The following is a 15,719-nucleotide window of genomic DNA, read 5'->3' as shown; positions in this document are numbered from 1 at the left end:
AATGTTGACCCTGTACGCAGTTGGTATAGCGAGTGATACGGCACTGCACTGATTTTAGTTCGGTTTACCTCGGCCGGGGGACTAAATCGGAAACCCGCGAAGTCATTCACCGTCGAGCCTATTGATGGATATAGCAGTGCTGTTAATATTCCTGTAACATTGAGTCTGACTCGTCAGACGACGCACAACAATCGCGACCTGAGATTCCCCACATCGAGATAGGAAGCAGCTGCAACTGCAGCAGTAGCAGGAACAATTGTGATTGAGGATCTGTTCGTATCGACCAATGGAATGCGTGTTCACCTGCAACGTTCGGGTGAGGGAGCGCCGCTGCTGCTGCTTCATGGTCTTGTGGGTTCGGCTCGCAACTGGCAGCAGAATATCAACTTCCTGGCGCAACATGCGACGGTCTATGCGGTCGACCTCTTCAATATGGGTGAATCGGAGCGAGTGGCTGGACTTGATGCAGGGCTTGAGGCTACCGCGGACGGCTTGGCAGGATTGATGGATGCGCTTGGGATTGCACAGGCTGACGTATCCGGACATTCTCACGGCGGCGCGGTTGCAATGATGCTGGCCGCTCGGCATCCAGAGAGGGTTCGAAAGCTGATCCTCTTTGCCCCGGCAAATCCTTTCTGCGACTTCGGACATCAGCTCATCCGCTTCTACCAGAAGCCAATCGGGCGCTGGTTTGCGCGACAGGTTCCGATGCTGCCGAGACGCCTGAAAGCTACCGCTCTGAGCCGGATGTACGGCGATCCTTCGCGGGTTGTCGACGGAACGCTCGAGGGCTACATCACAGGCCTCAAGATTCCCGGGACGATGGATCATATTCTCGCGATTCTGCGGAGCTGGTTTGACGATATGCGTGCGTTACGGCTTGTGCTTGGTGGTCTGGCAGAGAAACCAACCTTGTTGATCTGGGGTGATCTTGATCGGACGGTCGGTCTTCCTTCAGCTCACAGGCTGCAGGAGATCCTGATGCGCTCGAAGCTGCTGGTGTTTCCGGGAGTTGGTCACATCGCTTTTGCGGAGATGCCGGATGAGTGCAATCGGGCGATGCGTGATTGGCTCGCCGACGGAAGTTCGGTGATGCTAATGCCTGCGAGTCACCGAGCAGCCTAGCTGAGTTGGAATTGCTTCTGAAGCCAGGTCTGCATCTCGTGACGCATGACGTCGAGCTTTGCTGCTGGTGAACCTGGAACTCCCTGAAAGAAATGGTCTGCGCCTTCGATCCAGACCATATGTTTGGGATCAGGTGCGGTTTCGAGGACCTCTTCCATCACGTCACGCGGACCGAACTCATCGTGATCGCCGCTGAGGAAGAGCTTGGGTTCGACGCACTTGGGCAGGAAGCCGTAGGTATAATCGCGATGCTCGGCGCGAACGGGAAGGCCCAGGCCGATCAGACCTTTCACGCGTACATCGCCACAGCAGGCGCGCAGACCGACGTGGGAGCCGAACGAGAATCCGGCGAAGATGATGGGGAGCTTGAGATTGTGCTCGAGCCAGCTTAGAGCGGCGCGAACGTCGTTCTGCTCACCATGACCGTTGTCGAAGGTGCCTTCGCTGAGGCCAACTCCGCGGAAATTGAAGCGCAGAACGGGAAGGCCAAAGCTGGAGAAGACCTTCATGGCGTTGTAGACGACCTTGTTATGCATCGTCCCACCTGCTGGTGGATAGGGATGACAGACCATTGCGGCGTAGGGCGCATCTTCGCTACCGGTGTTGAGGACGGCTTCGAGTTTGCCGTCTGGACCGTAGAGGTTATCGATCGAGCGGATCTGGGAAGCGGTTTCGGTAGGGCTCATCTCTTTGAGTCTAACCGCGGAAGCGTGGCTGTAATGCTTGTCGGGTATTCTGAAGTTCCATGGCTATCGACCCGATTGCGCTCACGAAACAGCTTGTCGACATCGACTCGACGACGTATCACGAAGGATTGGCTGGTGCATTTCTGTATGAGTATCTGACAAAGCAGAAGTATGCAGTAGAGCGGCAGGCGGTTTCGCAGCCTGAGCTTGCATTGACGCCGGGCGGAGGCGAAGGGGAACGGTTCAATCTCTATGCTGCTCTGCCTGGAATCACCCCGGATGTTGTGCTGTCGACGCACATGGATACGGTTCCTCCATTCTTTGGGTGTACTGAAGACGATGAGTTTCTGTATGGACGCGGAACGTGTGATGCGAAGGGGATCATCGCGGCCCAGGTTGCGGCGGCGGATCGGTTGCGGGAAGCGGGCGTGAAGGTTGGGCTGCTGTTCGTGGTTGGGGAAGAGCGGGATTCGGCTGGGGCACTTGCGGCGAACACGACTCCGAAGGGTGCGCGGTTCCTGATCAACGGTGAGCCGACGGACAATCGACTGGCCCTGGCGACCAAGGGCGCTTTGCGGGTTGAGCTGCGGGCCAGCGGAAAGATGGCCCACTCGGCCTATCCGGAGCTGGGCGACTCGGCTATCGACAAGCTGCTTGCGTCGCTGCACGACATCATGGCGCTGGACCTTCCGGTTGAGCCTGAGATTGGCCCTTCGACTGTCAATATTGGGCTGATTTCGGGTGGTCGAGCGCCGAATGTGATCGCGGACAAGGCTGAAGCTCATCTGTTGATTCGAACTGTTGGACCTTCTTCGGACGTCAAGGATCTGATTTTAAAGGCTGTTCGCAACCGGGTCGAGGTTACCTTCTCGCTGGATCTCAGCTTTGTGCGGATGCGGAGAGTAGGTGATTTGCCGACGATGGTGGCCAAGTTCGCTACCGACATTCCGACGCTGACGAACTGGGGGGAGCCGTTTCTGCTTGGGCCGGGAAGCATCCATGTAGCGCATACGCCGGATGAGCGGATCAGCAAGCGGGAGTTGCTGGAGTGTGTGGACTTGTATGTCGGGCTGGCCACAAGTCTTGTGGACTAGACCTTAGAGTTTTTTCAAAAGTCCAAAGTCGTCAAAACATTGGACTTAGGTCTGGACCGCAAGTGGACCTGCGCGCTTGATCGACCGTGTCACGGCGATTAGAGGGGTCTAATTGGGCCTCTGTTTGTCAAACAGGCTACTTTATATTCAGAGGAATGGGGCTCAGGCGTACTTGCGCAAGACGCCCAGGACCTTGCCCTGAATGTTGACCGTGGCAGCGGGAGCATAGATCGGCGCCATCTCCTTGTTGGAGGGTTGGAGGCGGATCATGGCACCTTCTCGGTAGAAGCGCTTGAGGGTGGCATCGGCTCCGTCGATGAGGGCGACGATGATCTCACCTTCGCGTGCGGTGCTGGTGCGCTCGACCAGAACATAGTCACCGTTGACGATGTGCTCGTCGCGCATGGAATCGCCCCGGACCTCCAAAGCGAAGACCTCGCGATTGCCAATGATGTCTCCAAGGGAGATGGTCTCAGCGGTCTCGATGGCCTCAACGGGTTTACCGGCGGCGATGCGACCGAGTAACGGCAGGCGATCAAAGCCCTTTTTGCTGGAACGGGCGGGCAGAACGTCGATCGAGCGGCTGCGATTATGAGCGCGCTGTAATAGACCCTTGTTCTGGAGGTTGGTGACGTGCTTGTGCACGGTGGCAAGGGAGCTGAGGTTAAGTCCCTGGGCAATCTCTTCATACGAAGGGGAGTAGCCGTTTTTGGTCGTGAAGCCGGAGAGAAAGTCCATGACCTCTTTTTGCCGCCGCGTGATAGCCATGGCGTGATTGTAGCGAATAAAAAGCGAAGTGGAAATGTTTGTTGTTGCACAACGCGAGATTTAGCGACATGAGCCTGCGTAGTTAATCCGACCTGTCATTCCTCTTTTGGGATGGAAGCGTAGTTCAGTTTGCACGAATCCTGTTGCAGATCGCGCCTTGAAGCACCAAGGTAATAAAGCAACACCCAAGACGGTAACTGAGGTGTTCTGTGGAAGTGTGGAAAAGAAGGTTGTTTTAGCAAACTATCGAGGGACATACGCATGCGGGTTTTGATTGTTGAAGATGATGCTGCCTTAGGGTTATTTCTGCAACGGGGACTGCAACTAGAGGGACACCAGATTGAATGGGTAGGAGATGGAGAGGCGGCTGTGGCCACTCTCGAATCGTCACAATTCGACCTTGTGATTCTGGACCTCGGGCTGCCGCGACGGGATGGGGTCGAGGTGCTGACAGAGCTTCGGTCGCGATGCAAGCGGACGGCGGTTCTGGTGCTGACGGGGCGCAGCGGAGTCGAGGAGAAGGTGAAGTGTCTGGATCTGGGGGCGGATGATTGCCTGTTAAAGCCGTTCAGTTTTCACGAGTTACGAGCACGGTGTAAGGCGCTGCTGCGACGGCGGGAACAGTTTGCCGATCCTGTGCTGCGACACGGCAATGTGGAGTTGAACCGGATGACGCGCAAGGTAATGCGTGGCGCGCGAGCGGTGGAGCTAACGGGTAAGGAGTTCTCCCTGTTGGAGTTTCTGCTGGCGCGGAAAGGCCAGTGCTGCTCACGTGGGGAGTTGCTCCGGGACGTGTGGCAGATGGCCCCGGATGCGGGGACGAATGTGGTGGATGTGTACGTGAACTATCTCCGAAAGAAGCTTGGTGCTTCTGAGGCTGAGCTTGCGTTTGGCGGCGTGCAGGCAGGGGAGTTCCTGATCGAGACGGTTCGCGGTGAAGGCTATATGGTGGGCGGCCCGACCCGTAAGAAGCCAGTACGCGCGGTTCGATCGCAGGTGCTGTTTGGACAGATGCCGCTACAGATGGTTGGACAGCAGGTAGGAGCGTGAACGCGACGGGCAGGGAAGGCAGCTTGCGGCAAGAGGGAACGCTGGGTGACGTTGCCCAAGCTCTCCACGAGATGTGCCAGCCGCTTACTGCGCTGCAGTGTCGACTTGAGATCGGGCAACTGAACGAAGAGGCCGGATTGATCGGAACTGGCTTAGCTGCAGCGCGAAGGAAAGTCGGAGACGGACTATTTGCGGAGTGTCTAAGAGAGTGCAATCGCTTGAGTACGACGGTGATTGCGATGCGGTCGGTGATCCAACAAGCGATGGAACGAGAGAGGGTTGGGTGATGGGATGGCGGCTGGACAGACTGTACTTGGGCAGGTAGCGGGAAGACCGGGACCAGCGATGGTTGGCGGGCGTGAGTTTGCGGCGATGCGGACGGTAGTGCTGGTGAGTGCGGACGCCGGGCTGCGTGGACGGTTGCGAGCGACCCTGACGGGCCTGCGGTGGCAGGTCCGCGAGGCAAGCGGAGGGGCTGAGGCGATGGGCCATTTAGAGATGGCGCGGGCTGAGGCGATGTTGCTGGATAGCTGGCTGCCGGATCTTGAAGTGGGCGAGTTTGCGGGACAACTGCGGCTGCTGTACCCGGCGATGGACCTGGTGCAGGTGGATGGCGGAGTGGAGAGTGGAGGGGCGCGCAGTCCGCGACGCAATGAGCTGCTGCATGCGCTGCGGGAGTCGCAGGATGGGTCGGAGATGGAGGCCCCGGTGAGCCGGCCGGAGCATACGGCGGTGCAGACCCAGAGTGTGCAGATGCCGTTGCTCGAAGATATGAGGGTTCGGCAGACTGGACCGCCGGACGAGGTATTGATTGCGGGGATGGTGGGGCGGAGCGAACCCATGCGGGAGTTGGCGCGGCTGATCCGGCTGGTGGCTCCGCGGACGGCTACGGTGCTGATCGAAGGAGAGACGGGGACGGGCAAGGAGGTAGTGGCGAAGGCGCTGCATCGGCTCAGTGCGCGGGCTTCAAGGGCGTTTACGGTGCTGAACTGCGCGGCTATTCCCGAGACGCTGCTGGAGGCGGAGTTGTTCGGCCATGCTCGCGGCGCGTTTACAGGGGCGGTGCAATCGCGCACGGGACGGATTGAGGCGGCTGATGGAGGCACGCTATTTTTGGACGAGATTGGCGAGATGCCGCTGGCGCTACAGGCGAAGATGCTGCGGTTTCTAGAGACAGGCGAGCTGCAACGGGTGGGCGATAACGAATTGACGCGGGTCGATGTGCGGGTGATCGCGGCGACACACCAGCCTTTGGAGAAACGCGCGGAGGAGCGGCTGTTTCGGTTGGACCTTTATCATCGGCTGGCTGTATTTCCGGTGGAGGTGCCAGCGCTGCGGGAGCGTATGGATGACCTGCCTCTGCTGATTGACCATTTTCTTGAGCAGATGGGACAGACGATGCCGCAGAAGAAGATCTCCGCTGCAGCGGTGGCGAAGCTACAGGAGCATGGCTGGCCGGGGAATGTCCGAGAGCTGATGCACGTACTGGAACGAGGAGCAATTCTTGCCGGAGATCGGCCGCAGATTGAGGTAGATGAGATACGGCTGCGACGGGCTACGAGCAGGAACGGGAATTAAGTTCGCCGTGGTTTTGTTGATGAAGCCCCTAAGTCGGCATATATGCGACATAAGTGCGATGGTCGTTTTCTTGTGTTCAAACTCTATCTATACTGGAGGCAAAGAAACTTGCACCATTGATTGGCTTCTGCACTAGTTCTGGGGTCTGAAAGGTAAGGGGTCACTTGAACTATTACGCCATCCCGGATTTCCTGGCTGTCGGGATGATTGTGCTCGTCTCCTTTGCATTGCGACGGCTGAATCGGCAGACGCGGTTTCGATACTGGGCGCTCGGATGGCAGGTCCTGCTGGTGCACACCATTCTGCATGTGGTGACGATCCAGAATGGGCGCTGGCAGCTCTACCAGGATACGGCGAGCATGGTGGCGATCTCGCTGTCGAGTGTGATCTTCCTCGGTGCCGCAGGCTCGCTAAACTTCGCGAAGATGCGGTGGATGGTTCTTGCCGCTGTACCTAATTTTGCGTATATCGTCTGCTGGAACTTTAATGTTCTTTCGCATGCGGTTTACTTCGCGCTGACTGGTGCGGGTTTTGTGGGCGCACTGTGGTTCATGATTCGAGGGCGCTTTAACGCGGATGGTTCAATCGTGGTGTCGCGCTTTTTTGTGGCGGCCGCGTATAGCGTTCAGTTACTTCTGCTGGCGTTTGCGCCGATGGATTTTGCAGGGCAGTGGTTGCTGTGCTGGCCGTTTCTGCTGGTCGCGTACCTGTTCTGGCGCGATGCGGTGGAGACGACCACGGGTGTGATTGTGACTGCGGTGAGCTTCTTACTGTGGGCCTGCGTGTTTCCTGTGGCGCAGTACCTGGCAAATTATTATCCGGCAGTGCATGTGGAGTCGGAGGTCTGGAATATTCCGAAGTTTCTGGCAGCGTCCGGCATGCTGCTGACGCTGGTGGAAGAACAGATGACGCGAATGACCAAGCTGGCGATGCGCGATGAGTTGACGGGGCTGGCGAATCGGCGGTCGTACATCAACGAATTCGAGGTGGCGCTGGAGCGGTCGCGGCGCACGGGAAGCAACATCGCACTGCTGGTGATCGACCTCAATCACTTCAAGGCAGTAAACGATACGCTGGGACACAAGGGTGGGGATGAGCTGTTATGCGAGGTCTCGAAGCGTTTTCTCAGCAGGTTGCAGGATGCGGATATGCTGGCGCGGGTTGGTGGGGATGAGTTCGCGGTGATTATGGAAGGTACGATGACCCGGGGTGTCGTGGAGAATATTATCGAGATGCTGCATGAGTCACTGGAGAATCCGGTGTGGGTACGGGGCCACGCGCGGGTGGTGACAGCAAGCATCGGTGCGGCGTTTTATCCGGATGACGGGGACACGCACGACAGTTTGTATGCGCTGGCTGACTTGAACATGTATCACGTGAAGGAAGCGAATCGCGAGGCGTTGCGGCTTTCGTAGTAGTTAGTTCGAGGCGAAAAAAAGCCGGAGCGACAGGGTGCCCTCTCCGGCTGCGCAAAGTTGGGTGAAGCTAGGCTACGGCGCGACGGTTTTCTGCGTTGTGTTGACGGCTCAGGTTGACGCTGACGATCTTCGAGACGCCGGGCTCCTGCATGGTGACGCCGTAGATGACGTCGGCCTGGGACATGGTGCGCTTGCTGTGGGTGATGACGACGAACTGTGTGGTGGCGCTCATGTCGGAGATGAGCTTGGCGAAGCGGCCTACGTTTGTTTCGTCGAGCGGGGCGTCTACTTCGTCGAGCACGCAGAAGGGGGCAGGCTGGAACTGGAAGATGCCGACGAGGAGCGAGAGGGCGGTGAGGGCCTTCTCGCCGCCTGAGAGCAGGAGAATGTTCTGGAGCTTCTTGCCCGGAGGTGAGGCGAGGATGTCGATGCCGGATTCGGCGGAGTTCTCTGCGTCGGTGAGCTTCATCGAGGCCTGACCGCCGCCGAAGAGTTTGGTGAAGGTGAGGCCGAAGTTCTCGTTGATGATCTTGAAGGCTTCGTCGAACTTGATGCGGGAGACGTCGTCGATCTCCTTGATGGAGGCCTGGGTGTTTTCGATGGCTTCGAGCAGATCCTTGCGCTGGGTCTCGAGGAAGCCATGGCGCTCGGCGGATTCTGTGTACTCCTCGAGGGCCATCATGTTGACGGGGCCCATGGCTTCGAGCTTCTTCTTGAGCTCGCGGGACTCGGACTCTTCGAAGGTGAGGGTGTCTCCTTCGATGCGGACGATGGATTGATCGGCGCGGAGGTCGGTGGCAGGAAGGCCGAGGTCGTTGAGGCAGGTGGCCTCGATGTGTTCGATATCGGCGGCGAGGCGGGCGGCGCGGGCGGTGAAACCGGCACGCTGTTCGCGAAGACCTTCGGTCTCGGTGCGGAGGGCGCGGAGGCGGGTGTCGAGGTCGGCCATGAGCGCGCGGAGCGACCTGGCTTCTTCGGTGAGGCGGGCGGCGTCGGCTACGGCGGTGGCGCGGGTCTCGGCTAGCTGACCATGCTGGATTTCAAGGGCGGTTGTCTCCTCTTCGCGGCGAAGTTTTTCTGCGGAGGCGGCTATAAGCTGCTGGTCGATCTGCTGGATGCGCTGGTTCTGATTGTTGTAAAGGCGGGTGGTCTGCTCGAAGTTGGCGGCTGCGTTGCGGCGACGTTCTTCTAGGCCGGCGAGGGCTGCTGCTGCGGCTGCGGCGGCGGCCTGGAGTTCTTCGCGCTGACGGCGGAGACCTTCCAGCTGCTGCTGAAGATCAGCGAGGGTGAGTTCGGCTGCGTTGCGCTGGGCTTCGAAGCTGGCGGCCTCTTCCTGACGGCGGGCGATGAGGTCTTCCTTCTGCTTGCGGGCGTCGCCGTTGCGGGCGATGGAGAGCTGCCACTCCTGCATGCGGCGCTCGATGCGCTGAACCTCGGACTCAAGCTGGCGAAGGGCTGCGCCGGAGTTGGCGGACTCGCGCTCGAGGTCGCGGCGTTCATGCGTCTTGCCGTCGATGTCGGCGTTGAGTTGAGCGTTCTGGTGCTGAAGGTTGGCGGTCTCCTGATCGGTCTGCTCCAACTCTCGCTCGGCTTTCTCAACCTTCTGCTGGACGTCGTTGAGTTCCCGCTTGAGGGCCAGTGGACCTTGCGCGCTGGGGCGTCCGCCGGTGACGGTGAGGTGATGGAAGGTCTCGCCGGTGGGTGTGAGGAAGTAGGCCTCGGGGTGCTGGAGGGCGAGGGTGCGGGCGGTCTCGGTGTCGGTGGTGATGTAGCCGTTACGGAAGCGGGGAAGGGTCTGGTCGAGGGCCTGGGTGAACTCGGCCTTGACGCGGATGGCTTCGCGGAGGGGGGTCACGCCTTCGATCTGGAGCGGTGGCGCTTCAGATCCAACCCTTTGGCTGGCGGTATTTTCGGGAGTCTGGATCAGGAAGGTGGCGCGTCCGGCTACTTCTTTCTGGAGGAGCTGGACGCCTTCGCTTGCGGCGTCCCAAGAGTTGACGACGATGTAGTTCAGTTCGTCGCGGAGGTATTCGTCGACGATGGACTCGTACTGGCTGTCGACGTCGAGGAAGTCGGCGAGAGTGCCGATGGGTACTGCTGTCTGCGGGTTCTGCTTGAGGCGATTGGTGGTGGCGCGGAAGATGTTGCGGACGGTATCGGTGGAGTAGCTGTGCTCGCGGATGAGCGACTCGAGCGAGTTGCGACGACCGACGAGGGTGGCTCGCTCGCCACGGAGCTGGTCGCCGCGGCGCTTGGACTGAGCCTCTTCGCTGCGGGTGACGTTGACTTGCTCGCGGAGTTGGTTGAGATCGGCTTCGAGGGCTTTGAGTCGTGCCGTTACGTCCTCGAAGGAGAGGGCAACCTGGCCGCGCTGCATGCCGAGGGTGTCGAGTTCCTGACGGGCTGTGCTGGATTCGCGGGTGAGGCGGTCGGCCTCGGCGGTGAGGCCAGCGAGGGCTGCGGCGGCCTGCGTTTCTTCGTTGCGGCTCTGGGCGGCGCGCTCCATCAACTGCATGGTTTGGCGCCGGTTCTGTTCGGCGGATTGCTCGGCGGTGGCGAGGGCTCGGACTGCAGCCTGCGCCTCCTGCTGCTGCTGGTTGGCGTGATCGCGCGAACCAGCGGACTCGGTGGTGGCTGTCTCGACGAAGCTGCGATGGGTTTCGAGGTCGCCTGCGAGGGCGGCTAGCTGAGCGCGAGCCTGGGCCAGATCTTCGTCGCCCTGTGCGAGACGGGCGGTGAGTTCCACGACGCGGTCAATGTTCGCGGCGGTGCGTGCGGCGGTGCGTTCGAGTTCAACTGCGGACTGATTGGCGGCGGTGTTGGCTTCGCGGATCTGGCCGTCGAGGGTGTAGCCGTCGCGAACACCATCGGTGTGCTGGGCGTCCATGGTCTCGATCTCAGCAGCCTGGGTGTCGATGGTGCCGGAGAGTCCGGTGATCTGTGCTGCGGTGGTTGCCTGATCTGCATCGAGTTGGCCCATGCGGCTGGCAAGGACAACCTGAAGGCGAGCGCGGAGTTCATCACGCAGAGCACCGTAGCGCTCGGCCTTGGCAGCCTGCCGCTTGAGGGTGGTCATCTGCTTTGTGACTTCTTCGAAGATGTCGTTGACGCGGGAGAGGTTCTGCTTGGCGGACTCGAGGCGGAGTTCGGCGAGACGCTTCTTCGTCTTGAAACGAGTGATACCGGCGGCTTCTTCGATGATGCTGCGGCGGTCGTGGGGTTTGGAGGAGAGGAGCTGGCCGATGCGCTCCTGACCGATGATGGCGTAAGACTCGCCGCCGAGACCGGTGCCCATGAAGATGTCCTGTATGTCACGGAGGCGGCAGATCTTACCGTTGAGAAGGTATTCAGAGTCGCCGGTGCGGAAGAGACGGCGCGTAATGGTGAGTTCGCCAGCGCGAATGGGAGCACGGCCAAATTTGCGGCGGCGAATTTTGAGGACGACGTTCGGATTGGCTGGGTCGATGACTGCTTCGGCAGAGTCAGGTGCTGCTGCGCTGGAGGGTGCTGCTTCGCCCTCGAGGATTGTACCGGGCTGTGCCTCGGCTACTGCATCTTCGGTTTCGGCGGCATGGTGGGCGCGGAGAGCGGTCTCATCCCAGTCGCTGGTGCTGTCGATCGAGACGACGCCGTTGAGGATCTCGTCTTCCTCGTTGTTGAGGCTGGAGCCGTCATAGACTTCGGGGTCGACGAGGGTAAGCGATACTTCGGCCATGCCTGTAGGCTTGCGGTCGCGGGTGCCAGCGAAGATGACGTCTTCCATCTTGATGCCGCGGAGAGATTTGGCGGACTGCTCGCCGAGGACCCAGGTGATGGCGTCGGAGATGTTTGATTTGCCGCAGCCGTTGGGACCGACGATGGCGGCGATACCCTCGCCGGAGAGCTGGACCTCGGTACGATCACAAAAGGACTTGAAGCCGAGAATCTGGACCTTCTTCAGTTTGAGCAAATCGAACCTCGCTTGCGAGACGCTGAAACTATGGTCAACGATGCAATTCCTCTACTCTAGTCTGCCGTGAGGATGGTAATCAACGGGAATAGCCCTACATATTGTGGATAAGGCGGCGCAAACCCTACAAATAGACGGCAAGTGCATCGCAGTCAGTGCATTCACGTGAAAACGGGGATTCTGGACATAAAAGCAGGCAGAATGTAACCGGTAAAATCAGCAAATTGATGGGGATTTCATCGCCAAATGTCGGTTATCCGACGTAGGTGGCTTACTCGCCTCGTATCCAAGATGCTGCTTCGTGATGGGCACAGTAGCAAGAGACGGTGCGGATGCATGGCAACTTCTCGTGCAGACCTATACTTCAGAAGTGAACTCGCCTTATCTTTTTGAAGTTGCTGGATTGGTATTGGGACTGCTTCTGGGCAGCTTCCTGAATGTCTGTATATCGCGAGTTCCGCAGGGTGAGTCGGTGGTGCGGCCGGGGTCGCGGTGTGGCTCTTGTGGTAAGGCGATTCGATGGTATGACAATGTTCCTCTGCTGAGCTGGGTGGTTCTTCGGGGGCGGTGCCGGGATTGCTGTGCAGCTATCTCGTGGCGATATCCTGCGGTGGAACTGGCGGTTGGGGTGTGGTTTGCGGTGCAGGCTGGACAGCTTTGGGAGGCTTTCTCGTTCTCACTTCTGAGTGCCGGACATATGGGGACGGCATTTGATGTGGCTTCGCAGGTCATTCTGCATGTAGGGCTGGCGGTGCTTGGCTGGCTGCTGATCGGGTTGTTGGTGATGGACTGGCAGACGATGCTGCTGCCGGATGCGTTCACGTTCTCGGGGATGGGGATCTCGTTCCTGCTGGTGTGTGTGCAGGCTGTTTTTCTTGGACCAACCGAGGATCAGGTGATTCTTGGGGCGCACCATCTGCGACTGGCCAGCCCGGGAAACGTGGTGGATCACGGGAATGTGTTTCTTACGGGTCCGGAGAACATGCTGGGGACGTGGCTGGTGGCAACGGTGGGTGCGGCAGCGATCCTGCTGATGGTGCGGTGGCTGTATAAGGTAGTGCGCCACCGCGAGGGCATGGGATTGGGGGATGTGAAGCTGCTTGCGATGATGGGAGCGTTTCTGGGATTCTGGCCGGCGGTGCTGTCGCTGTTTCTGGGCGTGGTGCTGGCGAGCGCTTATTCGATAGTGCTGCTGGTACGGCGGCGGGCTGGCGGAGCTACGCGGGTGCCGCTAGGAAGTTTTCTGGCGATGGGTGGGTTGATTACTGCGCTGGTTGGCAGTCACCTGATCGACACGTATAAGTCATTCCTTCGATAGGGACAAAGGCGAGGGGTGGTTTGGGCGGTATGCGGTGCAATCGCTTGACTCTTGCCAGCGCTAATCTTAGAGTCGAAGCTGGCCATGCAAACGTACCCATACATTTGGAATTATCTTCCCCTCGTGCTGCAGGTCCTGGTCGCTATCGGGCTGGCGGGCGGCATGGTGGGTGCTTCGTTCTTCATTGGCAAGCACAAGAACTCGCGCACCAAGGGTGGGGCCTATGAGTGCGGTATGGACCCGGTTGGGGATGCACGCGGCAGGTTCTCGGTGCGCTTCTACATGGTTGCCATGTTGTTCATTCTGTTCGACGTCGAAGCTGTTTTCATGCTTCCGTGGGCGGTGATCTTCAAGCAGCTTCCAGCGATTACGGGGTCGAGGATGTTCGGCTTCTGGGAGATGTTTGTGTACCTCGGCTTTGTCGCCGTTGGGCTGTTCTACGTCTGGAAGAAGGGCATTCTGGACTGGGCGAACGATCGGGGAGATCTCTAATATGTACGATCCTGCCTCATCGATTACCGGATGGGATGCCGTCCGTGAGGCTCATCCCGAGAATGCGGCGGTTATTGCGCTCGCCGGGCTGGCCGAGAATGCGAAGTTTGACCGTGGGGAGCTGACGGTTACTGTCGCTCGCAAGAACATCGTTGCCGCCTGCCGGGCAGTGCAGCCGGTCTATAACTTTTTCGAGGACGTGACGGCGGTCGACTGGTATCCGTCGGAGCCGCGTTTTCAGATTACGTACCATATCCTTTCGCATTCGTTGAAGCAGCGCGTTCGGCTGATTGTTAGGCTGGATGGATCGGATGCGGTTGTGGATACGATCGTCCCGGTCTGGCCCTCGGCTAACTTCTACGAACGCGAGATCTTCGATCTTTTCGGCGTCCGCTTCAGCGGCCACCCCAACATGGTCCGCATCATGATGCCCGAGGATTGGCAAGGGCACCCGCTGCGGAAGGACTACCCGGTGGAGGGCTACCGCTAATGTCACCTACGCTCACTCCTGAGAAGCCGATTGTGCCGGAGAAGTATGCAACCGACATGATCAATCCGGGTATCAACGATCTGATCGCCGATGCCGCTCGTCATAACGCCAATGCGGATGCATCGGCCGATAAGACGATGATCCTGAACATGGGGCCGCAGCATCCGTCGACGCATGGTGTGCTGCGCTTGGTGCTTGAGATTGATGGCGAGACGATCGTGGCTTGCGCGCCGGACATTGGGTACCTGCATACCGGTATCGAGAAGACGTGCGAGGCGAAGTTCTATCAGCAGGTCGTTCCGCTGACGGATCGGATCGATTATTTGTCGCCGATGTCGAACAATCTCTGTTATTGCCTGGCGGTGGAGAAGCTGCTGGGCCTCGAGATTCCGGAACGGGCCGAGTACCTGCGGGTGATGCTGAATGAGTTGACGCGCATCCAGTCGCACCTGGTCTGGCTGGGGACGCACGCGCTCGATATCGGCGCACTGACGATGTTCCTGTACTGCTTCCGTGAGCGGGAAGAGCTGCTGCGCATCTTCGAGAATGTTTCGGGACAGCGCATGATGACGAGCTACTTCCGTATCGGTGGCTTGTCGCTCGAGCCGCCGCTCGACTTCTACAAGCAGGTACAGAACTTTCTGGATATTATGCCGGGGCGGATCGATCAGTATGAGAGCCTGCTTACCGGGAATCCGATCTGGATGGGTCGGTTGAAGGATGTCGGCTATCTCTCGCCTGAAGACGCAATTGCGCTTGGTGTGACCGGGCCGCCGTTGCGGGCGAGCGGTGTGGACTGGGATCTGCGGCGCGATATGCCGTACTCCGGCTATGAGAAGTTCAAATTTGAGGTGCCGGTTTCGAAGGTCGGCGATGTGTGGGCGCGGTACGTGGTGCGGATGCAGGAGATGCGGGAGTCGGTGAAGATCGCGCAGCAGGCACTGGATGGTCTGCCCTCGGGACGGATTGTGGCCGATGCGCCGAAGATCGTGCTTCCGGATCGCGAGCAGATGAAGACGCAGATGGAGTCGCTCATCCATCACTTCAAGATTGTGACGGAAGGCTTTGCTGTACCCGCGGGTGAGGTGTTCCAGGCGATCGAATCGCCCCGTGGCGAGATGGGGTACTACGTCGTCTCCGATGGGACGGCGAAGCCTTACCGGGTGCACATGCGGAATCCGTCGTTTGCTACATTGCAGGCGCTGGAGACGATGTGCAAGGGGCGGTTGCTGGCGGACGTTGTGAGCGTGATTGGTTCCATTGACATTGTGCTGGGAGAGATCGACCGGTAGGAGATTCCATGAGCGGTAAACTTGGGTCCAAGCTGGCACAACTCGCGAATGCCAAGAAGCAGATAGAAGAAGCCGTACATGCTCCAAAGGAGGATCTCGAAAGAATCGAGGCGGAGAAGACTGCCAGAAACGTGAGCGCAATTGAACTTTTGCTCCTACCGCATGTCGATGAATTCAACGGTATGGCAGAAACGTCACTTCACATTGCACTTGAAGTTGCCATGCAGCGCATAGTGATCAAGCAACTTCGGGTCAGTTTGCTGACACTTGAAATCAGTTCAACAGGTGCGGTCGTCAAGCGGAAGTCGGGTGCTTACAGTTCGGATGACTACTTTACGATCGGCAAGGTACCAGACGGCACGATGACGTTTAGCAATTATTCAGCGGAAGTTGCGAGGCCTCTGAATGCAAACCAGTTTGCAGAACTTGTTTTGATGGAAGCATTAGGTCTTACTTAGG

At 58.9% G+C, this 15,719-nt stretch carries 13 protein-coding genes; 10 read left to right on the top strand and 3 right to left on the bottom strand.

Annotation, left to right across the window (positions count from 1 at the left end):
- Positions 1–258 precede the first annotated feature (258 nt).
- Positions 259–1,125 (top strand): alpha/beta fold hydrolase, encoded by an 867-nt coding sequence (locus tag OHL20_RS21345; protein WP_263385324.1) that lies wholly within the window; start codon positions 259–261, stop codon positions 1,123–1,125.
- Here OHL20_RS21345 and OHL20_RS21340 read toward each other — a convergent pair.
- Positions 1,122–1,811, bottom strand: a complete 690-nt coding sequence (locus tag OHL20_RS21340; RefSeq protein WP_263385323.1) for an alpha/beta hydrolase — start codon at positions 1,809–1,811, stop codon at positions 1,122–1,124. The genes OHL20_RS21345 and OHL20_RS21340 overlap by 4 nt on opposite strands.
- A 59-nt stretch (positions 1,812–1,870) precedes the next feature.
- On the opposite strand from OHL20_RS21340, the gene OHL20_RS21335 reads away from it, so the two are divergent.
- Entirely contained in the window at positions 1,871–2,905 is a 1,035-nt protein-coding gene (locus tag OHL20_RS21335; protein ID WP_263385322.1) for a M20/M25/M40 family metallo-hydrolase, read from the top strand.
- 162 nt (positions 2,906–3,067) lie between these two features.
- Here the strand turns inward: OHL20_RS21335 and lexA are convergent, their stop codons facing one another.
- A complete protein-coding gene (gene lexA, locus OHL20_RS21330) occupies positions 3,068–3,673 on the bottom strand; it encodes a transcriptional repressor LexA (RefSeq protein WP_263385321.1) in 606 nt (201 codons plus the stop codon).
- 261 nt (positions 3,674–3,934) lie between these two features.
- On the opposite strand from lexA, the gene OHL20_RS21325 reads away from it, so the two are divergent.
- The 3 genes from OHL20_RS21325 (at position 3,935) to OHL20_RS21315 (ending at position 7,716) form a co-directional block, all read left to right on the top strand.
- Positions 3,935–4,723 carry a response regulator transcription factor gene (locus tag OHL20_RS21325; protein WP_263385320.1) on the top strand — a complete coding sequence of 263 codons (789 nt, stop codon included), beginning with the start codon at positions 3,935–3,937 and terminating at the stop codon, positions 4,721–4,723.
- A 279-nt stretch (positions 4,724–5,002) separates the two neighbouring features.
- Positions 5,003–6,301, top strand: coding sequence for a sigma-54 dependent transcriptional regulator (locus OHL20_RS21320; protein ID WP_317890993.1), 1,299 nt, complete (start codon positions 5,003–5,005; stop codon positions 6,299–6,301).
- 164 nt (positions 6,302–6,465) lie between these two features.
- Entirely contained in the window at positions 6,466–7,716 is a 1,251-nt protein-coding gene (locus OHL20_RS21315; RefSeq protein ID WP_263385319.1) for a GGDEF domain-containing protein, read from the top strand.
- 70 nt (positions 7,717–7,786) lie between these two features.
- Here the strand turns inward: OHL20_RS21315 and smc are convergent, their stop codons facing one another.
- Positions 7,787–11,668, bottom strand: coding sequence for a chromosome segregation protein SMC (gene smc / locus OHL20_RS21310; RefSeq protein ID WP_263385318.1), 3,882 nt, complete (start codon positions 11,666–11,668; stop codon positions 7,787–7,789).
- Positions 11,669–11,972: 304 nt separating this feature from the next.
- On the opposite strand from smc, the gene OHL20_RS21305 reads away from it, so the two are divergent.
- The 5 genes from OHL20_RS21305 (at position 11,973) to OHL20_RS21285 (ending at position 15,718) form a co-directional block, all read left to right on the top strand.
- Complete coding sequence (locus OHL20_RS21305) at positions 11,973–12,986, top strand: prepilin peptidase (protein WP_263385317.1); 1,014 nt, start codon at positions 11,973–11,975, stop codon at positions 12,984–12,986.
- 84 nt (positions 12,987–13,070) lie between these two features.
- Complete coding sequence (locus OHL20_RS21300) at positions 13,071–13,478, top strand: NADH-quinone oxidoreductase subunit A (RefSeq protein ID WP_263385316.1); 408 nt, start codon at positions 13,071–13,073, stop codon at positions 13,476–13,478.
- 1 nt (position 13,479) lies between these two features.
- Complete coding sequence (locus OHL20_RS21295) at positions 13,480–13,968, top strand: NADH-quinone oxidoreductase subunit C (protein WP_263385315.1); 489 nt, start codon at positions 13,480–13,482, stop codon at positions 13,966–13,968.
- A 56-nt stretch (positions 13,969–14,024) separates the two neighbouring features.
- Positions 14,025–15,260 carry an NADH dehydrogenase (quinone) subunit D gene (gene nuoD, locus OHL20_RS21290; RefSeq protein ID WP_449555760.1) on the top strand — a complete coding sequence of 412 codons (1,236 nt, stop codon included), beginning with the start codon at positions 14,025–14,027 and terminating at the stop codon, positions 15,258–15,260.
- A gap of 8 nt (positions 15,261–15,268) precedes the next feature.
- Positions 15,269–15,718, top strand: a complete 450-nt coding sequence (locus OHL20_RS21285; protein WP_263385314.1) for a hypothetical protein — start codon at positions 15,269–15,271, stop codon at positions 15,716–15,718.
- Position 15,719: the final 1 nt, after the last annotated feature.

Origin of the sequence: Granulicella arctica (assembly GCF_025685605.1) — a bacterium.
GTDB classification, from domain to species: Bacteria; Acidobacteriota; Terriglobia; order Terriglobales; family Acidobacteriaceae; genus Edaphobacter; species Edaphobacter arcticus.
The sequence above is the reverse complement of the archived record's forward strand: the minus strand, read 5'-3'. Positions and strand labels throughout refer to the sequence as shown.